A 16,078-nucleotide genomic window follows, 5' to 3' on the forward strand; every position below is an offset into this window, starting at 1 on the left:
CACGGGGACCACACCCAAGATGACCGACACGACCCTGCCCCCGCGCCGCCCGCGCGAGCACGGGGGCAATCTCGACGCGGCGCGCAGCCGGTTCGGGGGCGAGGACTGGATCGACCTGTCGACCGGGATCAACCGCCAGCCCTATCCGCTGCCGCCGCTTTCGCCCGCCGCCTGGACCGATCTGCCGACCCGCGCCGCGCAGGAGCGCCTGACCGCGGTGGCGGCTTCGGCCTTCGCCACCCCGGCCGCGATCCTGGCGCTGAACGGCGCGCAGGGCGCGATCCAGTTGATCCCGCGGGTGGGCCGCCCCGGACGCGCGCGCGTTCTGGGCCCCACCTACAACGAACATGCCGGGGCCCTGCGCGCGGCCGGCTGGGCGGTGACCGAGGTCGCCACGCTCGACGCGCTGGCCGGCGCGGATCTGGCGGTGGTGGTCAATCCCAACAACCCCGACGGCCAGAGCCACGACCCGCAGGCCCTTCTGCGCCTGTCGCGGCAGGTCGGGCGGCTGGTGGTCGATGAAAGCTTTGCCGACCCTGTGCCGGGCCTGTCGCTGGCCCCGCAGGCCGGGGTGCGCGGGCTGTTCGTGCTGCGCTCGTTCGGCAAGTTCTGGGGGCTGGCCGGGGTGCGGCTGGGGTTCGTTCTGGGCCATCCCGACGACATCGCCGCGCTATCGGATCTGGCCGGGCCCTGGCCGGTCTCGGGCGCCGCGATCGAGATCGGCTGCGCCGCGCTGGCCGACCGCGCCTGGACCGCGGCCAGCACCGCGCGCCTTGTCGCCGAGACCGCGCGTCTCGATGCGCTGGCGGCGGGCGCGGGCTGGACCCTGGTCGGCGGCACCGCGCTCTTTCGCACCTATCAGACCGGCGACGGGCTGGCCGCGCAGGAGCGTCTGGCCCGCGCCCGGATCTGGACGCGCGCCTTTTCCGCCCGCCCCGGCTGGCTGCGGCTGGGCCTGCCCGGCACCGAAACCGAATGGACGCGGCTTGCTGCCGCTCTCGAAGGAACCGACTGAATGGAATTTTCCCCCGAACAATCCGCCACGTTGCTCGAGATCCTGCGCTGGCGGCGCGACGTGCGCCATTTCCACCCCGACCCGATCCCCGAGCCGGTGGTCGAGCGGCTGCGTCAGGCCATGGAGATGGCGCCTTCGGTCGGCAATGCCCGGCCCTGGCGCGTCCTGCGCGTCAAGAGCCCCGATCTGCGCGCCCGCGTCGGTGCCGAATTCGAACGTTGCCGCGCCGCGGCAGGGGCGGGTTATACCGGCGCGCAGGCCAGCGCCTATGGCGAACTGAAGCTGGCCGGGATCGACCGCGCGCCCGAACAATTGGCGGTCTTCACCGTCAAGGATCCGGCCGAGGGCGCGGGTCTGGGCCGTCAGACCATGCCCGAGACCCTGCGCCAGTCCACCGCGATGGCGGTCTATACGCTCTGGCTGGCCGCGCGGGCCGAAAACCTGGGTCTTGGCATGGTGTCGATCGTCGATCCGGCGGAAATGGAACGCATTTTCGAGGTTCCCGAAGATTGGGAATTCTCGGCCTATCTGTGCCTGGGCCGCCCGGAATTCGAAGATGACCTGCCGCTTCTGCACCGCAAGGGCTGGCAGGAGAACATCCCCACCACCTGGGAGCTGCGCTAACGCGCCAGCGCGAAGATCGCGTCCAGATCGAGGTGGCGCGCCATATGCGCCGACAGCGCATCGAGCGTCGCCTCGACCCCTTGCCCATAGCGCGCGGTGCCCACCTGCGCACCCAGCCCGTTCAGGAAGGCGGTGCGAAAGGCGTCGTCGGCGAACATCCCGTGCAGATAGCTGCCCATCACCCGCCCATCCGCCGAGATCGCCCCTTCCGGCGCCCCCGCGACATGGGCGAAGGGCCGCGCGCAATCGGCCCCTTCGGAGCGGCCGATATGGATCTCGTAGCCCGCGAAGGGTCGCCCCGCGGGATCGGTGGCGCTGACGCGTGTCAGCTTTTTCTGTTCTGTCATTATTGTCTGGATATCCAGAAAACCCAGACCATCATCTGTGCCGGGCGGACCCTCGATCCCCTGCGGGTCGGAAATGCTGCGCCCCAGCATCTGATAGCCGCCGCAGATCCCCAGGATATGCCCGCCGCGCCGCAGATGCGCGCGCAGGTCCACGTCCCAGCCCTGTTCACGCAGGAAGGCCAGATCCCCGCGCGTCGATTTCGAGCCCGGCAGGATCACCAGATCGACGTCGCCCGGCAGCGCCTGCCCCGCCTGCACCATGCTGAGCCGCACGCCCGGATGCTGCGCCAACGGGTCGAGATCGTCGAAATTGGCGATCCGCGAGAACACCAGACAGGCGATGTGAAAGCCGCCCGTCCCGCCGCCCGAGCGCAGATCCAGCGCGTCCTCGGCCGGCAGCTTGACCGCATCGGCAAACCACGGCAGGACGCCCAGGCCCTGCCAGCCCGTGCGCGCCGCGATCATCTGATAGCCGTCGTCGAAAAGCCGCGGGTCGCCGCGGAACTTGTTGATGAGAAACCCCTTTATCAGGGCCGCATCGGCGGGGTCCAGCACCGCTTGCGTGCCGATCATCTGCGCGATGACGCCGCCGCGGTCGATGTCGCCGGCCAGGATCACGGGCACGTCAGCCGCGCGCGCAAAGCCCATGTTGGCAATGTCATTGCGGCGCAGATTGACCTCGGCCGGGCTGCCCGCGCCTTCCACGATCACCAGATCGTGCCCTGCGCTCAGCCGGGCGAAGCTGTCCAGAACCGCCCCCATCAGCCGCGGCTTGATCGCGGCATAATCAGCCGCGCGCGTGGTGGTCAGGCGCTTGCCCTGCACCACGACCTGCGCGCCGGTCTCGCTTTCGGGCTTGAGCAGGACCGGGTTCATGTCATTCTGCGGCTCGATCCCGGCCGCCAGCGCCTGCAACGCCTGCGCCCGCCCGATCTCGCCGCCATCGGCGGTCACGGCGGCATTGTTGGACATGTTCTGCGGCTTGAACGGCGCCACCGACAGCCCGCGCGCCCGCGCCGCCCGGCACAGCCCCGCCACCAGCAATGATTTCCCCACGTTCGAGCCCGCGCCCTGCACCATCAGGGCAGGCATCAGAATTCGACCCCCGGCTGGCCCTTCACGCCCGAGCGGAACGGATGCTTGACCAGCGTCATCTCGGTCACCAGATCGGCCGCGGCGATCAAATCCTCGTGCGCGTTGCGGCCAGTCAGGACAACATGGGTCAGCGGCGGCTTCTCGTTCGCCAGAAAATCCAGGACTTCCGCAATATCCAGATATTCGTAACGGATTGCCACGTTGATCTCGTCCAGAAGGATCATGTGCAGATCGGGGTCGCGGATCAGCTCCTTGGCGCGTTCCCAGCCCGCCTGCGCGGCGGCAATATCGCGCGCGCGGTCCTGGGTTTCCCAGGTGAAGCCCTCGCCCATCGCATGAAACTGGCACAGATCGCCGAAATTCGCCGTCAGCAGGCGCCGTTCTCCGGTGTCCCAGGCGCCCTTGATGAATTGCACCACCGCGCAGGGCATCCCATGGGCGATGCAGCGCAGGATCATCCCGAAGGCGGCCGAGCTCTTGCCCTTGCCGGTGCCGGTGTGGACGATGATCAGCCCCTTCTCGCCGGCCTTGCCCGCCATGATCTTGTCGCGCGCGGCCTTCTTCTTGGCCATCTTGGCGGCGTGGCGGGTCTCGGTGTCCTCGGGCGGGGTCATCAGGGGCGTCTCCGGATGGCTTGACAAGGGGGGGCGCTTTGCATCAGGTGGCGCCGCGCTGGCCCTGCACCATAGGACAGGCCAAGAGGGAATGCGAGTGGGCCCCGGCCCGAAACGCAGCCGCCCCCGCGACCGTGACCGGAAAGGTCGCCCATTGCCACTGGCCCCCACGGGCCGGGAAGGCCGGGCGAGCGTTGGGCGCCCCGCAAGCGCGCCCTGGATCCGCAAGCCGGGAGACCTGCCAGCGCAGGACGTGAACGGGCGGACGGGGTGTTCCGCGACCGACTGGACCCCGCCGCCTGCGCGCGGGCCCGTTCGGCCTCATCCCCCCGCCAGAACCGAAGGAAGGGGCCGCAGATGACGGTCATCACGGTCTGCACGACCTGCCGGCGCACCGATGCCGATCCCGCCGGCCCGCGCCCCGGCGCCCAGCTTCACGCCGCGCTGTCCAAAGCCCCCCTGCCCGAGGGCGTCAGCCTGCGCGCGGTGGAATGCCTGTCGGCCTGCGGGCGCGGCTGCGCGGTCTCGATCGGGGCGCCGGGCAAGTGGAGCTATGTCTACGGCGACATTCACCCCGAAACCCATGTCGACCAGCTTCTGGACGGCGCCGCGCGGTATCATGCCACCGAAGACGGTCAGATCCCCTGGCGCGAACGCCCCGAGATCCTGCGCAAGCAGGTGATCGCGCGCATTCCGCCCCTGCCGCAGAAATCCCGGCCCCAAGACACCCAGGCCCAAGACCCGCAGGCCCAAGACCTTCAGCCCCCTCAGCCCCAGAAATCGGAGCGCACATGACCTCTCTGGCGAAGATCCCCGTCACCGTGATCACCGGCTTTCTGGGCTCGGGCAAGACCACGCTGATCCGGCACCTGATGGCCAATCCCGGCGGCCGCCGGCTGGCCGTTCTGGTCAATGAATTCGGCACGATGGGCGTGGATGGCGCCATCCTGAAGGGCTGTTCGGATGCCAATTGCCCCGAAAGCGCCATTCTCGAACTGGCCAATGGCTGCATCTGCTGCACCGTGGCCGACGATTTCATCCCCGCCATCGAGACGCTGATGGCCCTGCCCCAGCCGCCCGAGCATATCCTGATCGAGACCTCGGGGCTGGCGCTGCCGAAACCGCTGCTCAAGGCCTTCGACTGGCCGGCGATCCGCTCGCGCATCACCGTCGACGGGGTGATCGCGCTGGCCGATGCCGAGGCCGTGGCCGCGGGCCGCTTCGCCCCCGATGTCGCCGCCGTCGAGGCCCAGCGCACCGCCGACGAAGGGCTGGACCACGAGACGCCCCTGTCCGAGGTCTTCGAGGACCAGATCGCCTGCGCCGATATCGTGCTGCTGACCAAGGCCGATCTGGCCGGCCCCGACGGCGTGGCCGCCGCGCGCAAGGCCATCGAGGCCGAGATGCCGCGCCCGGTGCCCATTCTCGAATGCGTGGACGGGGGCATTGATGCGCGCGTGATCCTGGGACTCGAGGCGGCGGCCGAATCCGATCTGGAGGCGCGCCCCTCGCATCATGACGGCGCCGACGACCATGAACACGACGACTTCGCCTCGATCGTCGTCGACCTGCCCGAAATCACCGAGGTCTATGCCCTGGAAGAAGCCATCCAGAAGCTGGCGCGCGAACACCGCATCCTGCGGGTGAAGGGCCATGTGGCGGTGGCGGGCAAGCCCATGCGCCTTCTGGTGCAGGCGGTGGGCGCGCGCGTGCGCGTGCAATACGACCGTCCCTGGGAAGAAGGCGCGCGCCAGGGCCAACTGGTCGTGATCGCCGAAACGGGCGATCTGGACCCCGGCGCCGTGCGCCACGCACTCTGGATCTGAGGCGCCGATGCACGTCGTCTTCCGCGAAAGCCACGGCCTCGAGGAGACCGAGACCCCCACCGATCTGGGGCAGGATCCCGCAGATCTGGTGGTGCTGTCCTTCTCCGACAGCGATCTGGGGGCGTTTGCGGCGGGCTGGCACCGGGCGGCGGGGGCGCTGCCCAGCGCACGGCTGGCCAATCTGGTGGCGCTGCGCCATCCCCTGTCGGTCGACACCTATATCGAGCGCACGCTGTCGGGCGCGCGCGGCATCCTGATCCGGCTGATCGGGGGGGAAAGCTACTGGCCCTATGGGCTGGCCTCGGTGCAGGATCTGGCGCGGCGCAAGGGCATCGCGCTGGCGATCCTGCCCGGCGACGGGCGCGAAGACCCCCGGCTGGACGAATTGTCCACGCTGCCGGTGTCGACCCTGCGCCGGCTTTCCGCGCTGTGCGATGCGGGCGGCGCGGTCGCGGCCCAGGCGGCGCTGGCGCAGCTGGCACTGGCGGCGGGGCTTTATGCCGGCCCGGTCGTGGGCGAGAAGACCGTGCCCGATTGCGGCCATTACCTGCCCGGCCGCGGCGTGGTGTCTGCGCCTGCGCCCGACGGCCGCCCCGTTGCGGCGGTCACCTTCTACCGCGCCTATCTGACCGCGGCCGACACCGACCCGATCGACGCCATGATCGCCGAGCTGGAGGCCCGCGGCTTTCAGGCGGTGGGGGTCTTTGCGCCCTCGCTCAAGGCGCCCGAGGCCGCCGGCTGGATGACCGCGGCGCTGACGGCGCTGGCGCCCGCGGCGCTGGTCAACATGACCGCCTTTTCGGGGCGCGACGAAACCGGTGTCTCGCCGCTCGATGCGCCGGGCTGCCCGGTCTTCCAGGTCGCGCTCTCGACCGCGCGGCGGCGCGACTGGGCGGGGGCCGAGCGCGGCCTGTCGCCGGCCGATCTGGCCATGCATGTCGTCCTGCCCGAGGTCGACGGGCGCATCTTCGCGGGCGTCGCCAGCTTCAAGTCGCCGGGCCGGCGCGACCCCGACCTGCAATATGCCCGTTTCGCCCACCGCGCCGACCCCGAGCGCATCCGTGCCATCGGCGCGCGGGTGGCCGGCTGGCACCGACTGGGGCAGGTGGCGCCCGCCGACCGGCGCGTGGCGGTGATCCTGTCGACCTATCCCGGCAAGGACTGGCAACTGGGCCATGCCGTGGGCCTTGATGCGCTGGCCTCGACCGGCGCGGTTCTGCGGGCGCTGGCCGACGCCGGCCACGCCATCGACACCGGAGCCGATCTGGGCGCGGATCTGGACAAGGATCTGGGCCCCGCGCTGCGCACATCGCGCCTGGACTGGCCGGTTTCGGCCTATCGCCAGGCGCTGGCCGCCCTGCCCGAGAGCCTGCGCGCCGCCTTGCATGACGCCTGGGGCGCCCCCGAGGACGACCCCGCCGTGACCGATGGCGCCTTCCGCTTTGCCGCCGTTCACCGCGGCGCGGCGCTGGTCGCACTGCAACCCGAACGCGGCGATCTGGCCGACCGCGACGACAGCTATCACGATCTGGCGCGGGTGCCACGGCACGGCTATGTGGCCTTCTATCTGTGGCTGGCCAGCCAGGAGCTGCACGCGCTGATCCACATGGGGGCGCATGGCACGCTGGAGTGGCTGCCGGGAAAGTCGGTGGCGCTCTCGGGTCTGTGCTGGCCCGAGGCGCTGATCGGCCCCCTGCCCGTGATCTATCCCTTCATCGTCAACGACCCGGGCGAGGCCGCGCAGGCGCGCCGCCGCATCGGGGCGGTGACGCTGGGGCACATGCCGCCGCCGCTGGGCCAGACGCGCCTGCCGGACAACCTGCACGGTCTTGAGCGGCTTCTTGACGAATATTCCACCGCCGAGGGGCTGGACCCCGCCCGCCGCGACCGGCTGATCGCCGACATCCGCACCGAGGCCCGCGCCGCCGGTGTCGAAAGCGATCTGGGCATCCCCGCCGCGGCCGGCGCAGCCGAGGCCATCACCCGGATCGACCGCTTCGTCTGCGACATCAAGGAAAGCCAGTATGGCGAGGGGCTGCATGTCTACGGCCAGGCCCCGAACGAGACCGCGGGCCTTCTGACCGCGCTGGCGGGGCGGCGCGTGGCATCGGGGCCGTCGGGCTCGCCCTATCGGGGGCGCTCGGACGTGCTGCCGACGGGGCGCAACCTCTTCTCGGTCGATCCGCGTGCGGTGCCGACGCAGGCCGCCCATGCCCAGGGCGTGAAGCTGGCCGAGGAGCTTCTGCGCCGCCATCTTCAGGACAACGGCGACTGGCCGCGCGGGCTGGTGATCGACCTCTGGGGTTCGGCCTCGATGCGCACCGCGGGCGAGGAATTCGCCATGGCGCTGCATCTGGCGGGACTGGCGCCGCGCTGGGACGCGACCTCGGGGCGGCTGGCGGGCTTCGAGGTGATCCCCCCCGCGCTTCTGGGCCGGCCGCGAATCGACGTGACGCTCCGGGTCTCGGGGCTGTTCCGCGACATCTTTCCGGGGCTGGCGCAGATGTTCGAGGCCGGCTGCGCGGCGCTGGCCGAACGCGACGAGCCCGCCGCCGAGAACCCCTATACCCTGCGCGTGCCGCGGGTCTTCGGGCCGCGGCCGGGGCTTTACGGCATCGGCATGACCGCCGCGCTCGAGGATTATTCCGACGCGGGCCGCGCCGCGGCGGGCGAAGCCTGGCTGCGCGGGTCGGAATGGGCGATCGACGCGGCCGGGCAATCGGTGCCCGCACGCGCCGCCCTCGAAGACCGCCTGCGCGGCTCGGATGCCTTTGCCCATGTGCAGGATCTGGCGGAAACCGACCTTCTGCTGGCGTCCGATTATGCCGCCCACGAGGGGGGGCTTGCCGCCGCCATGGCGCATCTGGGGGCGCAAGCGCCGCAGCTCTATCACCTGGACGCCACCCGCCCCGAAGCGCCGCGCGCGCGCCTGCTGACCGAGGAGATCGCCCGCGTGGTCCGCGCCCGGCTGGCCAACCCCGACTGGGCCGACGGCCTGCGCCCGCACGGCTTTCGCGGCGCCGCCGAGATTGCCGCCACGCTTGACCATCTGGCCGCTTTCGCGCATCTGACCCGCGCCGTGCCCGATCACCTGTTCGACCTTGCCTATGAGGCGACGCTGGGGCGCGACGAGATCGTGGCCTTCATGGCCGCGGCGAACCCCGAGGCGCTGGCCGCGCTGCGCGAGAGGTTCGCCGCGCTGCGGGCCGCGGGATTGTGGACGACCCGCCGCAACGCGATCGCGGCGGATCTCGAGGAAACCGGAAGGACAAAGGCGCAAGATGCCCCATAGCTATGAAAAGGACGGCGCCGCGATCTATCGCCAATCCTTCGCCACGATCCGCGCCGAGGCCGATCTGGCGCGTTTCACCCCCGAGGAAGAGGTCGTGGTCGTGCGCATGATCCATGCCGCGGGGATGGTGGGGCTGGAAGCTTCGGTCCGCTTCACCCCCGGCATGGCCATCGCGGCGCGCGCGGCGCTGGAGGGCGGCGCGCCGATCCTGTGCGATGCGCGCATGGTCTCGGAAGGCATCACCCGCAAGCGCCTGCCCGCCGACAACCCGATCCTGTGCACGCTGAACGATCCGCGCGTGCCCGAGATGGCGCGCGAGATGGGCAACACCCGCTCGGCCGCGGCGCTGGAATTGTGGCGCCCGCATCTGGAGGGCGCGGTCGTGGCCATCGGCAATGCGCCGACCGCGCTCTTTCATCTGCTGAACATGCTCGAAGACCCCGCTTGCCCGCGCCCCGCGGCGATCATCGGCTGTCCGGTGGGCTTTGTCGGCGCTGCCGAATCGAAGGACGCGCTGATGGCGGACCCGCCGGTGCCGTCGATGATCGTGCAGGGGCGGCTGGGCGGCTCGGCCATCACCGTGGCGGCGATCAACGCCCTTGCCTGCCGGGTGGAATAACGCATGGCCGGACGGATCATCTGCGCGGGCCTGGGCCCCGGCGGCGCCGATCTGATGTCGGTGCGCGCCCATCGCGCCATCACCTCGGCGCGCCACATCGCCTATTTCCGCAAGGCGGGCCGGGCCGGACAGGCGCGCCGCATCGTCGAGGGGCTGATCCCCGAAGGCGCAACCGAACATGCGATGGAATATCCGGTCACGACCGAGATCCCCTTCGACAGCCCCGACTACAACCGCATCCTGGCCGCCTTCTACGACGATTGGGCCGACAGGCTGCGCCGCCTGACCGAGACCGAGGATGTCGTGGTCCTGGCCGAGGGCGACCCCTTTCTCTATGGCTCGTTCATGCATCTGCATTCGCGCCTGCGCGACACGCGCGAGATCGAGGTGATCCCCGGCATCATGGGCATGGCCGGCGCCTGGGCGGCGACGGGCCAGCCCATCACCTGGGGCGATGACGTGCTGTCGGTGGTCATGGGCACGCTGCCCGAGGCCGAGCTGACCCGCCATATCGCCGCCGCCGATGCGGTGGTGGTGATGAAGATCGGCCAGCACCTGCCCAAGCTGCGCCGCGCGCTGGCCGCCGCCGGCAAGGCCGACGCCGCCTGGGTGGTCGAGCGCGCCACCATGCCGGGACAGCGCGTTGCCCTGCTGCGGGATGTGCCCGACGCGACATTGCCCTATTTCTCCATCGTGCTGGTGCATGGTCACGGCCGCCGCCCCGAAGTGGACGGGACCGAAGTGGACGGGACCGAAGCAGAGGTGAACGCATGAACGCGCAAGGCTGGATCGCCGTTGCCGGCCTGGGTCCGGGCAACGAGGCGCTGATCACCCCCGAGGTTTCCGCCACCCTGGCCGAGGCCACGGATATCCTGGGCTATATTCCCTATGTGGCGCGGATCGCGCCGCGTCCGGGGCTGCGGCTGCACCCCTCCGACAACCGCGAGGAAATCGACCGCGCGCGCCATGCGCTGGACCTGGCTGCGGCGGGCGGGCGCGTGGTCGTGGTGTCCTCGGGCGATCCGGGTGTCTTTGCCATGGCCGCCGCCATCTTCGAGGCGCTCGAGGGCCGGGCCGATGCCGAAACGCTCGACATCCGCATCCTGCCCGGCATCACCGCGATGCTGGCCGCCGCCGCCCGCGCCGGCGCCCCGCTGGGGCATGATTTCTGCGCCATCAACCTGTCGGACAACCTCAAGCCCTGGGAGATCATCGAAACCCGCCTGCGCGCCGCCGCGCATGCCGATTTCGCCATGGCCTTCTACAACCCGCGCAGCCGCGCCCGCCCCGAGGGCTTCGGCCGCGTGCTCGAGATCCTGCGCGAATGCTGCGAGCCGGGCCGCCTCATCACCTTTGCCCGCGCCGTCAGCACCCCCGACGAGGAGCTGCGCACCGTCACCCTGGCCGAGGCCCGCCCCGAGATGGCGGACATGCGCACCATGGTGATCGTGGGCAATTCGCTGACCCGGCGCGTGGGCCCCTGGGTCTACACCCCGAGGCGGGCATGACCCAGCCAGGCCAGCACCTCCTCGAGCCGGTCGGTCACGGGCCGGTCGGGCACGGCGGGCCGGTCGATCAGGATGACCGGCAGGCCCAGGGCCCGCGCGGCCTCGAGCTTGGCGCGCGCGCCCGCACCGCCGGCATTCTTGGCCACGATCAGCGCGATCCGGTGGCCGCGCATCAGCGCCAGATCGCCGGCCACATCGAAGGGGCCGCGCGCGATCACCGCCTCGGCCCGCGGCAGCGGCAGCGCGTCCTGCGGCGGATCGACCAGCCGCAGCAGGTAATGATGTTCGGGACGCGCGGCAAAGACCTCGAGGTTCTGCCGCCCGATGGCCAGGAAGACACGCGTGGGCTGCACGGGCAGCGCCGCGGCGGCCGCGGCCAGATCGGGCACGCGGCGCCAGTCGTCGCCCGGCCCCGGCGCCCAGGGCGCGCGCTCATGGGCCAGAAGCGGCACGCCCGCCTCGGCGCAGGCCAGGACCGCGTTGCGGCTCATCTGCGCGGCAAAGGGATGGGTGGCGTCGATCACATGGGTGATGGCTTCGGCGCGCAGGAACTCCACCAGCCCCGCCACCCCGCCAAAACCGCCCACCCGCGTGGGCAGCGGCTGGGCAACCGGCCGGTCGGTGCGCCCGGCATAGGAAAAGACACCCGCGATGCCGGCCTCGGCCATCGCGCGGGCCAGCCGGCTGGCTTCGGTGGTGCCGCCCAGCAGAAGGGCCTTGGGGGTGGGCATGGCTGATCCCTGGCTCACGATCATCGGTCTGGGCGAAGATGGCCCGGAGGGGCTGGGCTGCGCAAGCCGCGCCGCGCTGGAGGCCGCGCAGATCGTCTTCGGCGGGCCGCGGCATCTTGCCCTTGCCGGGGTGGGCGACCGCGGGCGGCCCTGGCCGGTGCCCTTCTCGCTCGATCCGCTGCTGGCCTGCCGCGGCCAGCGCGTGGTGGCGCTGGTCTCGGGCGATCCGTTCTGGCTGGGCGCGGGCACGGGGATCGCCCGCCGCCTGCCGCGCGACGAATGGATCGCGCATCCCGCGCCGGGGGTGTTCTCGCTGGCGGCGGCCCGGCTGGGCTGGCCGCTCGAGGACACGCTCTGCCTGGGCCTGCACGCCGCCCCCTTCGCGCGGGCGCGCCCGCTCCTGACCCGCGGCGCGCGGCTGATCGTGACCTTGCGCGACGGCGCGGCCCCGGCGGATCTTGCGCGCTGGCTGACCGAGCAGGGGTTCGGGCCGTCGCGGCTCCATGTCCTCGAAGCACTGGGCGGGCCGCGCGCACGCCAGCGCGAAACCACCGCCCAGGGCTTCGATCTGGACGGGATCGCCGCGCCCGTCGCCGTGGCGATCGAGGTCGCAGGCGCCGCCGGCCTGCCGCGCAGCCCCGGCCTGCCCGAGGATCTCTTTGCCCATGACGGGCAGATCACCAAGCGCGCGGTGCGGGCGCTGACGCTGGCCGTTCTAGCGCCGCGACCGGGCGAGCGTCTGTGGGACATCGGCGCGGGCTCGGGCTCGGTGTCGGTGGAATGGTGCCTTTCGGGCGGCTGCGCCGAGGCGCTGGAACCCCGCGAGAGCCGGCGCGCCAACATCGCCGCCAATGCCGAAAGCTTCGGGCTGGGCCACTGGCTGCGGGTCCATGCCGGCCGCGCCCCCGAGGCACTTTCGGCCCTGCCCCGGCCCGATGCGGTCTTTCTGGGCGGCGGCGTCACGGCGGCCGTTCTGGATGCGCTGTGGGATCTGGTGCCGCCCGGCACGCGCATCGTGGGCAATGCGGTCACGCTGGACACCGAGGCGCTCTATCTTGCGCAGCCGCCCCTGCGCGGCGGCAGCCTGACCCGGATCGAGATCGCCCAGGAGGCCCCCCTCGGCCCCGTCCGCGGCTGGGACCGCGCCCGCCCCATCGTGCAATGGAGCGTGACACGATGAAGGTGGCCGGGATCGGATTTCGCGCCGGCACGCCGGCCGAAGCGGTGCGCGCCGCGCTGGGCGGCCTTGAGGGGGTGGACGCGCTGGTCACCCTCGAGGCCCGCGCCGCGGCGCTGACCGCGATGCGGCTGGGACCGCCCGTGCGCGCCCTGCCCGAAGCCGCGATCCGCGGCATCGAAACCCCCACGCAATCGCCGCGCCTGCTGTCGCGCTTCGGCACCGGATCGGTGGCCGAGGCGCTGGCGCTGGCCGCCCTTGGCCCCGGCGCCCGGCTTCTGGGGCCGCGCCGGGTCTCGCCCTGCGGCCGCGCCACCGCGGCCCTTGCCCTTCACGAGGAAACCCCATGACCGTTCATTTCATCGGCGCAGGCCCCGGCGCGGCCGATCTGATCACCGTGCGCGGGCGCGACCTGATCGCGGCCTGCCCGGTCTGTCTCTATGCCGGGTCGCTGGTGCCCGAGGCGCTGCTGGCGCATTGCCCGCCCGGCGCGCGGATCGTCAACACCGCGCCGCTGTCGCTTGACCAGATCATCGCCGAGATCGAGACCGCCCATGCCGCAGGTCAGGACGTGGCGCGGCTGCATTCGGGCGATCTGTCGGTGTGGTCGGCCATGGGCGAGCAATTGCGCCGCCTGCGCGCCCTGGGCATTCCCTATGACGTGACGCCGGGGGTGCCCTCCTTTGCCGCCGCCGCGGCCCTTCTGGGCGCCGAACTCACCCTGCCGGGCGTTGCGCAATCGGTGGTGCTGACCCGCACCTCGGGGCGCGCAAGCCCCATGCCCGCGGGCGAGACGCTGGAGAATTTCGCCCGCACCGGCGCGGTTCTGGCCATCCATCTGTCGATCCATGTCCTGGACCGCGTGCTGGCCGAGCTGACCCCCCATTACGGGCCCGACTGTCCGGTGGCCGTGGTCTGGCGCGCCTCCTGGCCCGATCAGCGGGTGGTGCGCGCGACGCTGGGCACGCTGGCGGCAAGCCTCGGCCCCGAGCTTGAGCGCACCGCGCTGATCCTGGTGGGCCACAGTCTCGGCGCCGAGGAGTTTGACGAAAGCCGCCTTTATGCGGGCGATTACGACCGCCGCTATCGCCCCGTCGGCACCGCCCCGAGGTTCCCCGAGGAATGAGCCGGCCGCTTCCCCCCGGTCTGGTGATCGCGGCCACCCATTCGGGCGCGGGCAAGACCACGCTGACGCTGGGCATCCTGGCGGCGCTGCGCGCGCGGGGCGTGAACGTGGCGCCGTTCAAATGCGGGCCCGATTACATCGACCCGGCCTTCCATGCCGCCGCCGCGGGGCGGGCGTCGTTCAACCTCGACAGCTGGGCGATGACGGAACCGCGCCTTGCCGCGCAACTGGCGCAGGCGGCGGGCGCCGATCTGGCGCTGGCCGAAGGCGTGATGGGCCTTTTCGACGGGGTGGCGCAGCCGGGCGCCACCGGCACCGGCGCCAGCGCCGACATTGCCGCGCTGACCGGCTGGCCGGTGGTGCTGGTCCTGGATGTCTCGGGGCAGGCGCAGACCGCCGCGGCGCTGGCCCGCGGGATGGCGGCGCATCGGCCCGGCGTGCATCTGGCCGGCGTGGTGCTGAACCGCGTCGCCGGGGCCAGGCACGAGGCCCTGGTGCGCAGCGCGATGGACGAGGCCGAAATCCCGGTGCTGGGGGTCATGCCGCGCGAGAAAAGCCTGGGCCTGCCCGAACGTCACCTGGGCCTGGTGCAGGCCGGCGAACATGCCACGCTGGATGCGCATCTCGAACGGCTGGGCGCCTTTGCCGCGCAGCATCTGGACCTGGACGCGCTTCTGGCCGCGGCCCGGCCCACCCTGGCGCCACCACAGACCCCGCCGCACACACCGCCCCGCCCGCAGGCGCCGGGCGGACGCATCGCGCTGGCCCGCGACACGGCCTTTTCCTTCATCTACCCGCATCTTCTGGCCGAATGGCGCGCCGCGGGCGCCGAGATCCTGCCCTTCTCGCCGCTGGCCGACGAGGCCCCCGACCCCGATGCCGATCTGGTGTGGCTTCCGGGCGGCTATCCCGAATTGCACGCCGGCCGGCTGGCCGCGGCCGAGACCTTCCGCGCCGGCATGACCGAGATCGCCCGCACCCGCCCCGTGCATGGCGAATGCGGCGGCTACATGGTGCTGGGCGCGGGGCTGATCGACAAGGACGGCACGCGCCACCGGATGCTGGGGCTCCTGGGGCTCGAGACCTCGTTCGCGCAGCGCCGCCTGCATCTGGGCTATCGGCGCGCCGAACTGCACGCCCCGCTTCCCGGCCATGCCGCGGGGCGCGCCCTGCTGGGCCACGAGTTTCACTATGCCACCATCCTGTCCCAGCCCGATCCGGCGCTGGCACGGGTGACCGATGCCAATGGCGCCGAGACCCCCGAGACGGGCTCGCGGCGCGGACAGGTCACCGGATCGTTCTTCCATCTGATCGCGGAGGCTCCATGAGCGAACCCGCCAAAGGCTTCGTGTCTTTCGTGTCCTCGGGTCCGGGCGACCCCGACCTTCTGACCCTGCGCGCCGCGCGCCGTCTGGCCGAGGCCGACGCCATCCTGTTCGACGACCTCTCGGCCGGGCCGATCCTGGAACATGCCCGCCCCGGCGCCGACCTGGTGGGCGTGGGCAAACGCGCCGGGCGCGCCTCGCCGCGGCAGGATCACGTCAGCCGCCTGCTGGTCGATTACGCCGCCACCGGCGCGCGCGTGGTGCGGCTGAAGTCGGGGGATGCGGGCATCTTCGGCCGGCTCGAGGAGGAGATCACCGCGCTGCGCGCCGCCGGCATCGGCTACGAGATCGTGCCCGGCGTCACCGCGGCCTCGGCGGCGGCGGCGGCGGCCGAGATCCCGCTGACCCGGCGGCTGACGGCGCGGCGGCTCCAGTTCGTGACCGGCCATGACGTGACCGGCGCCCTGCCCGAGGAGCTGAACCTGGCCGCGCTGGCCGATCCGCAGGCGACCACGGTCGTCTACATGGCACGCCGCACCTTCGCCGAACTGGCCGCGCGGGTGATCGCGGCAGGGCTGCCGCCCGACACGCCCGCGCTGATGGCCGAGGGCGTGTCGACGCCCGAGCAGCGCCTGACCCGCGCGCCGCTGGCCGATCTGGCCGCACAGCTGCGCGACACCCCCGCGGGGCCCGCCGCGCCCGCGATCGTGCTTTATGGCGCGCTGGCCGACGGCCCGGCCACGGAGGGCGAAACTTGACTTGCGCCGCGCCCGGTGGCC

Annotated in this window: 16 protein-coding genes and 1 riboswitch; of the genes, 13 read left to right on the forward strand and 3 right to left on the reverse strand. The window is 71.9% G+C overall.

The window, feature by feature from the left end; all coding sequences use genetic code 11:
- The first annotated feature begins 19 nt into the window (after positions 1–19).
- Together cobD and bluB are read left to right on the forward strand one after the other, a co-directional pair.
- Positions 20–1,015 carry a threonine-phosphate decarboxylase CobD gene (gene cobD / locus BW949_RS17120; protein WP_076363584.1) on the forward strand — a complete coding sequence of 332 codons (996 nt, stop codon included), beginning with the start codon at positions 20–22 and terminating at the stop codon, positions 1,013–1,015.
- Entirely contained in the window at positions 1,016–1,639 is a 624-nt protein-coding gene (bluB, locus tag BW949_RS17125; protein ID WP_076363585.1) for a 5,6-dimethylbenzimidazole synthase, read from the forward strand.
- Here bluB and BW949_RS04000 read toward each other — a convergent pair.
- Together BW949_RS04000 and cobO are read right to left on the reverse strand one after the other, a co-directional pair.
- The gene (locus tag BW949_RS04000) at positions 1,636–3,078 is read right to left on the reverse strand and encodes a cobyric acid synthase (RefSeq protein WP_076363586.1); all 1,443 of its coding nucleotides are present in this window, start codon (positions 3,076–3,078) and stop codon (positions 1,636–1,638) included. The two genes, bluB and BW949_RS04000, sit on opposite strands and share 4 nt — an antisense overlap.
- Positions 3,078–3,695 carry a cob(I)yrinic acid a,c-diamide adenosyltransferase gene (cobO, locus tag BW949_RS04005; protein ID WP_076363587.1) on the reverse strand — a complete coding sequence of 206 codons (618 nt, stop codon included), beginning with the start codon at positions 3,693–3,695 and terminating at the stop codon, positions 3,078–3,080. Before cobO ends, BW949_RS04000 begins: the two co-directional genes overlap by 1 nt.
- A 42-nt stretch (positions 3,696–3,737) precedes the next feature.
- A riboswitch (cobalamin riboswitch) is annotated at positions 3,738–3,955 on the forward strand.
- Positions 3,956–4,052: 97 nt separating this feature from the next.
- Between cobO and BW949_RS04010 the strand changes: the two genes are divergently transcribed.
- From BW949_RS04010 to cobJ, 6 genes are read left to right on the forward strand one after another with little or no spacing between them, the layout of a single operon-like run.
- Positions 4,053–4,490, forward strand: coding sequence for a DUF1636 family protein (locus BW949_RS04010; RefSeq protein WP_076363588.1), 438 nt, complete (start codon positions 4,053–4,055; stop codon positions 4,488–4,490).
- Positions 4,487–5,521 (forward strand): cobalamin biosynthesis protein CobW, encoded by a 1,035-nt coding sequence (gene cobW, locus BW949_RS04015; RefSeq protein WP_076363589.1) that lies wholly within the window; start codon positions 4,487–4,489, stop codon positions 5,519–5,521. Before BW949_RS04010 ends, cobW begins: the two co-directional genes overlap by 4 nt.
- 7 nt (positions 5,522–5,528) lie before the next feature.
- Positions 5,529–8,813 (forward strand): cobaltochelatase subunit CobN, encoded by a 3,285-nt coding sequence (gene cobN / locus BW949_RS04020; protein ID WP_076363590.1) that lies wholly within the window; start codon positions 5,529–5,531, stop codon positions 8,811–8,813.
- Positions 8,803–9,432, forward strand: coding sequence for a precorrin-8X methylmutase (locus tag BW949_RS04025; RefSeq protein ID WP_076363591.1), 630 nt, complete (start codon positions 8,803–8,805; stop codon positions 9,430–9,432). Before cobN ends, BW949_RS04025 begins: the two co-directional genes overlap by 11 nt.
- 3 nt (positions 9,433–9,435) lie before the next feature.
- On the forward strand, positions 9,436–10,206 hold the full coding sequence (cobI, locus tag BW949_RS04030) for a precorrin-2 C(20)-methyltransferase (RefSeq protein WP_076363592.1): 771 nt from the start codon (positions 9,436–9,438) through the stop codon (positions 10,204–10,206).
- Positions 10,203–10,940 carry a precorrin-3B C(17)-methyltransferase gene (gene cobJ / locus BW949_RS04035; RefSeq protein WP_076363593.1) on the forward strand — a complete coding sequence of 246 codons (738 nt, stop codon included), beginning with the start codon at positions 10,203–10,205 and terminating at the stop codon, positions 10,938–10,940. The genes cobI and cobJ overlap by 4 nt, the downstream gene beginning before the upstream one ends.
- Here cobJ and BW949_RS04040 read toward each other — a convergent pair.
- A complete protein-coding gene (locus BW949_RS04040; RefSeq protein WP_076363594.1) occupies positions 10,919–11,671 on the reverse strand; it encodes a cobalt-precorrin-6A reductase in 753 nt (250 codons plus the stop codon). The genes cobJ and BW949_RS04040 overlap by 22 nt on opposite strands.
- Between BW949_RS04040 and cbiE the strand changes: the two genes are divergently transcribed.
- Genes cbiE through cobA form a run of 5 tightly spaced genes read left to right on the forward strand, consistent with a single transcriptional unit; the run spans position 11,670 to position 16,057 of the window.
- Complete coding sequence (gene cbiE / locus BW949_RS04045; protein ID WP_076363595.1) at positions 11,670–12,851, forward strand: precorrin-6y C5,15-methyltransferase (decarboxylating) subunit CbiE; 1,182 nt, start codon at positions 11,670–11,672, stop codon at positions 12,849–12,851. The two genes, BW949_RS04040 and cbiE, sit on opposite strands and share 2 nt — an antisense overlap.
- On the forward strand, positions 12,848–13,198 hold the full coding sequence (locus BW949_RS04050; RefSeq protein WP_076363596.1) for a cobalamin biosynthesis protein: 351 nt from the start codon (positions 12,848–12,850) through the stop codon (positions 13,196–13,198). Before cbiE ends, BW949_RS04050 begins: the two co-directional genes overlap by 4 nt.
- Positions 13,195–13,974 (forward strand): precorrin-4 C(11)-methyltransferase, encoded by a 780-nt coding sequence (cobM, locus tag BW949_RS04055; RefSeq protein WP_076363597.1) that lies wholly within the window; start codon positions 13,195–13,197, stop codon positions 13,972–13,974. Before BW949_RS04050 ends, cobM begins: the two co-directional genes overlap by 4 nt.
- A complete protein-coding gene (locus BW949_RS04060; RefSeq protein WP_076363598.1) occupies positions 13,971–15,302 on the forward strand; it encodes a cobyrinic acid a,c-diamide synthase CobB in 1,332 nt (443 codons plus the stop codon). The genes cobM and BW949_RS04060 overlap by 4 nt, the downstream gene beginning before the upstream one ends.
- On the forward strand, positions 15,299–16,057 hold the full coding sequence (gene cobA, locus BW949_RS04065) for a uroporphyrinogen-III C-methyltransferase (RefSeq protein ID WP_076363599.1): 759 nt from the start codon (positions 15,299–15,301) through the stop codon (positions 16,055–16,057). Before BW949_RS04060 ends, cobA begins: the two co-directional genes overlap by 4 nt.
- Positions 16,058–16,078: the final 21 nt, after the last annotated feature.

The sequence above is a fragment of the Phaeovulum vinaykumarii genome (genome assembly GCF_900156695.1).
Taxonomy (GTDB): Bacteria; Pseudomonadota; Alphaproteobacteria; order Rhodobacterales; family Rhodobacteraceae; genus Bieblia_A; species Bieblia_A vinaykumarii.